6 protein-coding genes and 1 pseudogene are annotated in these 6,183 nt (G+C 60.3%); 5 read left to right on the forward strand and 2 right to left on the reverse strand.

Annotated features, from left to right (window positions below):
• Positions 1–62 precede the first annotated feature (62 nt).
• The 5 genes from O2S87_RS11910 (at position 63) to O2S87_RS11930 (ending at position 5,211) form a co-directional block, all read left to right on the forward strand.
• Entirely contained in the window at positions 63–1,283 is a 1,221-nt protein-coding gene (locus O2S87_RS11910) for a phosphoglycerate kinase (RefSeq protein WP_475409011.1), read from the forward strand.
• A gap of 91 nt (positions 1,284–1,374) precedes the next feature.
• Positions 1,375–1,794 carry a hypothetical protein gene (locus tag O2S87_RS11915; protein ID WP_475409012.1) on the forward strand — a complete coding sequence of 140 codons (420 nt, stop codon included), beginning with the start codon at positions 1,375–1,377 and terminating at the stop codon, positions 1,792–1,794.
• A 71-nt stretch (positions 1,795–1,865) separates the two neighbouring features.
• The gene (locus O2S87_RS11920; RefSeq protein ID WP_475409013.1) at positions 1,866–2,369 is read left to right on the forward strand and encodes a metallophosphoesterase; all 504 of its coding nucleotides are present in this window, start codon (positions 1,866–1,868) and stop codon (positions 2,367–2,369) included.
• 20 nt (positions 2,370–2,389) lie between these two features.
• Positions 2,390–3,223, forward strand: coding sequence for an aldo/keto reductase (locus O2S87_RS11925; RefSeq protein WP_475409014.1), 834 nt, complete (start codon positions 2,390–2,392; stop codon positions 3,221–3,223).
• Between the two features lie 113 nt (positions 3,224–3,336).
• On the forward strand, positions 3,337–5,211 hold the full coding sequence (locus O2S87_RS11930) for a carbon starvation CstA family protein (protein ID WP_475409015.1): 1,875 nt from the start codon (positions 3,337–3,339) through the stop codon (positions 5,209–5,211).
• Between the two features lie 35 nt (positions 5,212–5,246).
• On the opposite strand, the gene O2S87_RS11935 is transcribed toward O2S87_RS11930, so the two are convergent.
• Positions 5,247–5,867, reverse strand: a complete 621-nt coding sequence (locus O2S87_RS11935) for a DUF8052 family protein (protein ID WP_475409016.1) — start codon at positions 5,865–5,867, stop codon at positions 5,247–5,249.
• Positions 5,868–6,072: 205 nt separating this feature from the next.
• Positions 6,073–6,183 (reverse strand): annotated as a pseudogene (locus O2S87_RS11940) (IS1595 family transposase); the annotation flags it as partial.

A 6,183-nucleotide genomic window follows, 5' to 3' on the forward strand; every position in this document is an offset into this window, starting at 1 on the left:
ACCCCACTCCAACGAAGCGACGTATCCAATCACTTTTCGACTGCTACGACACACGTACACCCATGGCTTCATTCAACACGATCGACGATCTCGATGCCGAACAGCGCCTCTTGGTCCGTCTCGACCTCAACTCACCGGTCGACGACGGCGAGGTTCAGGACAACCGCCGCTTTGAACGCCACGCCACGACGGTCAAAGAGCTCGCTGAGGCGGGCCACCGCGTCGTCCTGATGGCCCACCAGGGTCGACCGGGCGGCGACGACTTCGTCTCGCTCGACCAGCACGCCGACATCATGGCCGACCACATCGGCCGCGACGTGGGGTTCGTCGACGACATCTATGGACAGAAGGCCCTCGATGCGGTCGACGCGCTCGAATCCGGCGAGGTGCTGTTGCTCGAAAACACCCGGATGAGCGACGACGAGTTGCCGGAAGAAGACCCCGAAGTGAAGGCCGAAACCGAGTTCGTCCAGACGCTCGCACCCCACTTCGACGCCTACGTCAACGACGCCTACTCGGCGGCCCATCGGAAACACGCCTCGCTCGTCGGCTTTCCGCTCGTGTTGCCCGCCTACGCAGGCCGCGTGATGGAGACCGAGTACGAGGCTAACACCGCGATTGCGACCCGTGAGTTCGATGGACAGGTCACGATGGTCATCGGCGGCACCAAAGCCACCGACGTCATCGGCGTCATGGAGACGCTCGGCGACAAGATCGACACCTTCTGTATGGGCGGGATCGCTGGCCACCTATTCCTTCGCGCAGCGGGCTACGACGCCGGCTACGACCGCCACGAGAACCTCGATCTCTACGACAGCCAGTGGGAAGCCAACGAGGAGATCATCCGCGAGCTGCTCGACGAGCGCGGCGACCAGATCGAACTCCCCGAAGGGTTGGCCTACGAGGACGATGACGGCGAGCGCGCCGAGCACACCAACGAGGAGCTCAACGCCGCCGACTACGACTACATGGACATCTCCGAGGCAACCGTCGAGAAGTACGACCCGATTATTCGGGACTCGGATGCCGTCTTCCTCAAGGGCGCACTCGGCGTGTTCGAAGACGAGAAGTTCTCGGCCGGTACCGTCGGCGCGGTCAAAGCGATCGCCGAGACCGATTGCTTCTCGGTAGTCGGCGGCGGCGACACCTCCCGTTCAATCGAGATGTATGGCATGGACGAAGACGACTTCGGCCACGTCTCCATCGCGGGTGGCGCCTACATCCGCGCGCTGACCGGTGCCGACCTCCCCGCAATCGAACTACTGATCGACGCTGCAGAGTAGGTGCAGTAGCTGCTCGGCCAACGATCATCTTGGTCGACCCGTTTTGGCGAGGGATATAGCTTTTATCTGTCGTGTCGATAATTCGACACACATGGCTGTCGAGTTCAGCATTTCGGCGTACTTCCCAGACCGGCCGCCGACGTGGACTGAACTGATCCTCGCCTTCGGCACTGCGGCGGTGACGTTCCCAAATGCGTTTGTTCCGTCGACGGTCTCGTGGCCCGCGTTTACTGGCGGGTTCCCACTGACTGGGCTCCTTGTTGGATCTGTTTTTGCGACATCCAGCGGTCGACGTTTCGAGCGGTGGTTTCGTGCGATTGGCCTCAAGGGTCGCGCGGTCGTCATGATCGGCCTCTTCGCCACGGCTTATATACCGGTGTGGTTGGAACTTTCGTTTCTCCCACTTCTCATCGATGGCGCTCAGGGAGCGATCGCCGCGACAGTCGTCTACATGTTCGCCCACCTCGTGTGGGCTCGATCGGTCTCCGGCTGGTACCCCGACCAGAGCTGACCTAACTAGTCGCTGCCGGATCGTCCAGGATCGGACACAGTTTCTTGATGATCGACGCCGACCATCCATCCATGAAACTCGGAATCGTCTCAGACACCCACGACAACCTGGACCTCGTCGACCGAGCCGTCTCGCGTTTCGAATCCGAAGGCGTCGATCGCGTCATCCACTGCGGAGATATCGTCGCGCCGTTTTCGGCGACGCCCTTTGACTCCGACTCCTTCGAGTTCTACGCGGTTCGGGGCAACAATGACGGCGAGTGGGCGCTCTCGAAGACCGTCGAGGAGTTCGGCACCTATCTCGGCGAGTGTGGCCGGTTTGCGGTCGACGGCGTTTCGATTGCCGTCTATCATGGCACCAACAAACTGCTTCGCGAGGCACTGGTCGACAGCGGCGAGTACGACTACGTGTTTCATGGTCACACCCACGTTCATGCCACCGAGCAACGGAACGATACGGTGCGGGTAAATCCTGGTGGGCTGCCCATTCCGGCTGCCGACGACTCGTTCCGCGTCGCGATGCTCGACACTGAGGCGTCGGGCACCGAAGCTGTCACACACCACCGGTTGAAGTAACTGGCAGTCGACCGCGTTGTATGGCAGACGTTCCATCCCGACGGCTCCCGAGCGGCGACGAACTGCCGTTGGTCGGTTTCGGCACCTACGATATCGATCCCGCTGAGACGACCGAGGCAGTACGAGCCGCACTCGATGCCGGCTATCGACACGTCGACTGCGCGGAGGGGTACGGCAACGAAACCGAGGTCGGTGCGGCACTGGCCGACTACGACCGCGAGGAGCTGTTCGTTACCTCGAAGATCCTCCCGAAACACCTCCACTACGAGTCGGTCTTCGAGGCCTGTCGGGATTCCATCGAGCGATTAGGCGTCGACTATCTCGATCTGTACCTTATTCACTGGCCGAACCCGGCCATCTCGCTTCGCGAGACGCTGTCCGCGATGGCGGGATTGGTCACCGACGGACTGGTCCGCAACATCGGTGTCAGCAACTTCAACACCTACCAACTACGGTTCGCTCGCCATATCAGCGAGATCCCGATTGCGACGAATCAGGTCGAGTTCCATCCGTGGTTCAGACAACCTGAACTCCGGGCGTACGCCGACGAGACCGACCTGCTTCTCACCGCAGCCGCGCCGCTGGCTCGCACGAAGGTGTTCGACGACCCCGTGATTCAGGATCTGGCCGAGGCATATGACAAAAGCCCGGCCCAGATCGTCATCCGCTGGCAGATCCAGCAGGGAATCGCTACGATCCCACGGTCGACCACGCCAGCCCATATCGAATCAAATCTCGCAGTCACCGACTGGGAGCTGTGTGAGGAGGATATAGCGCGGATTGACGGGATCGACCGCCACGAGCGACAGTACATGGTCGACCCGAGTCATTCGCGGTACGGGATTTCGACGTAGCCCACGCCCGGACTGTCGGCCAGCCACTAACTTTCTTTTGTGCTAATATATATCAAAATAATAAGTACAACATTAAATAGGGATTGTTCATCTATAATAATAGAGATAGTAGCATGACTCAGATAATCTGGATAATGGCGGCCGTGTTAGTAACGTTCACCGTGGGGTATATGTGGTACTCACGGTATCTCGCACAGTTTATCGGGCTCGAAGAGGACGCAGAGACGCCAGCCCACAAGCATGAGGACGGCCAAGAGTACGTTCCCTCGAAAAAACCGGTCCTGTTGGGCCACCACTTTTCGAGTATCGCTGGTGGTGCCCCGATCGTGGGGCCGATCACCGCCGGGGCAGTGTGGGGGTGGGTGCCCGCGCTGTTGTGGATCGCCATCGGTAATCCGCTGATGGGCGCGGTCCACGACTTCGTGTCGCTGACTGGCTCGCTGCGCCACGAGGGGAAATCGATCGGCTACATCGTCGGCGAGTACGTCGGCAAGAGCGGCAAGAACATGCTGCTATGGTTCGCGTTTTTGACGATCATGCTCGTGGTGGCCGTCTTCGCGCTGGTCGTCGGGATCGTCTTCAACAGCTACCCGGAGGTGGCGACCTCGTCGCTTATATACATCCTTCTGGCATTTGTATTCGGAATCTACCTCTACCAACTCAACGGACCGTTCATTCCAGGGACGATCGTGGCCGTTATCGCCGTGTTCGCGACCATCTGGGTCGGCATCGAGTACCCGATCGCCCTGTTTGAGCCGACGGCCGACCGTGCGGCCGATATCGGCGTGACCGTCCTCTTCAGTGGAAGCGGCGCGTGGGTTCCGGGAGCTGAGCCACTCGGCGGTGGCAATATCGCCGCGTGGGTGCCGGTCGTCATGATCTACGCCGCGATCGCCAGCGCACTCCCAGTCTGGACGTTGCTCCAGCCGCGGGATTACCTCTCGTCGTTCCTGCTGTACGCTGGCGTTGGTGGGGCGATCATCGCGATTGCTGCCGGGACGTTCCTGGGCACTTCCGCCGAGCCGCTGGTGATCGACTCGTCGATCGGCGCGTTCGAAGGCTTCTGGGGCATCGAAGGCGTTGTTCTGCCGCTGTTCCCGATGCTGTTTATTACGATTGCCTGCGGGACGATCAGTGGCTTTCACTCGCTGGTTTCGTCGGGAACAACCGCCAAACAACTCGACAAGGAGACCGACGCTCGCCTGATCGGATACGGTGGGATGCTCGGCGAAGGGCTCCTCGCTGCGCTCGCGCTGTCGACGCTGGCGGTCGCTGGGTTCGCCGGTGACGCCGCCGCTGGCGGCATTGGCGGTGCACTCCCGAACTTCGCCGCCGGTGGTGGGCTTATCCTCACGAGCCTCGGCATTCCCGAATCCGTTGGTGCCGTGTTCATGGCGCTCGTGCTCGTGAGTTTCCTGCTTACGTCGACTGACACCGCTGTCAGGCTCGGCCGATACATGATGGAAGAAATCGTCGGCCTCCCTGCGGGCCAGACTGATACGGGCCTCAACCTCAATATCGGCTCGATGGCCCGCGGCCGCTACACCAATCCGATCCTACAGATCATTCCGGCCTACCTGCTGGTCATCTCAGGTCAGTGGGTGACGCTGTGGGCACTGTTCGGCGGTGCCAACCAACTGCTTGCGGCGCTCGCTCTGTTGACGGGGACGATCTGGCTGGCCAACTGGGACGACACCAAACAGCTCGTCTCGACCGGCGTCCCGATGGCGTTGATGGTGACGATCACGATACTCGGGCTGTCGTGGCTCGTCTTCTATGAGAACCTGTATTCGAACCTGTATCTCCACTTCACCGGTGGACTCGAAGAGCCACTCGGGCTCGAAACGATCATTTCGTCGAGCGTCCAGATGCTTCTCGGCTTAGTGCTGATCAGTCTGGCACTTGCGCTGGTTCGGTTGGGGTACAACAACATCCGAACGGTCCGCTCGGGTGGATCGAGGCCAATCGCCGAACCGAGCGACGACTAACTGCGGCCACTTTTTCCGTGCTGTTTTTCGCCAGGTCAGCGCCAAAAGCTCCTCGCAAAGCGTGACAACAGTCCCTCTTCAGGCTGGCTGAGATCCGCCCAGAGCCGGAACGCGTCGGCGACATCCGCGACCTCACTGGCAACACACTGTTCCGAATCGGGGTCGACGACCACGAGGTTGATGTCGTAGTGCCCGTAGTAGCCGAATTTCAGGAGCGTTCGGTCCCGAAAGCAGTCGACGTGTGTTGCGACTGCGTCGGGAATTTCGTTGGCGATGAGAACGAACGTGATATCGGTGCCGTAGTGTTCCTCGTTGGGGTCGACCCACTCGTCGGCGAGTTCGTGGCCCAGCTCAACGAGTCGGTCGATCTCTTCGCGCGTCGGGCGCTCACGGTGACGGACGAACAGGAACTCTTCGGATGCGTGGTTCGCGTAGTTCAACGCCGGATGGACGAACTGCTTTTGGGTTTCGACGCGCAGCTCGCCGTACAGCTCCCAGCGTTCACCGCGGAGGTGGTAATCCTTCTGAAGGTCGTAGCTATACAGCAGCCGACCGGCGACGCGGTCGAGATACGGATCGTCCCACTCGGGGACGTTTTCACGAATCTCCGCCGGAAGCTCGTCGGCCTCGGGCGGCGCGTCGGACTGGTCGCTCATCGGCTGGTGGCACCCGTTTGGCTCTCGAAACCGGTTGGACACCATCCCAGCGGGATCGCCAGGATTACGCGGCGAGAGAGTGCCCAGTCGGCGCTGCGATTGATCATACAGCACCAGTAACCGAAGCAGGCAGAAATAGCCGACGGGTAGTATTTAAGTGGTTGACAATAAAAAGGATTGATTATGAAAGAGGCTCTTGCATAACTCAGCGAAACACGTTCACTGCAAAGCAGTCAATAAGCCCGCTCAACGGTACTCTGGCGAGGTTTAGCGTCCGTACGAACCCGTAGGTTCGGACGGACTGTTCAAGTCCGGG

It is taken from the genome of Halohasta sp. A2, assembly GCF_056175805.1.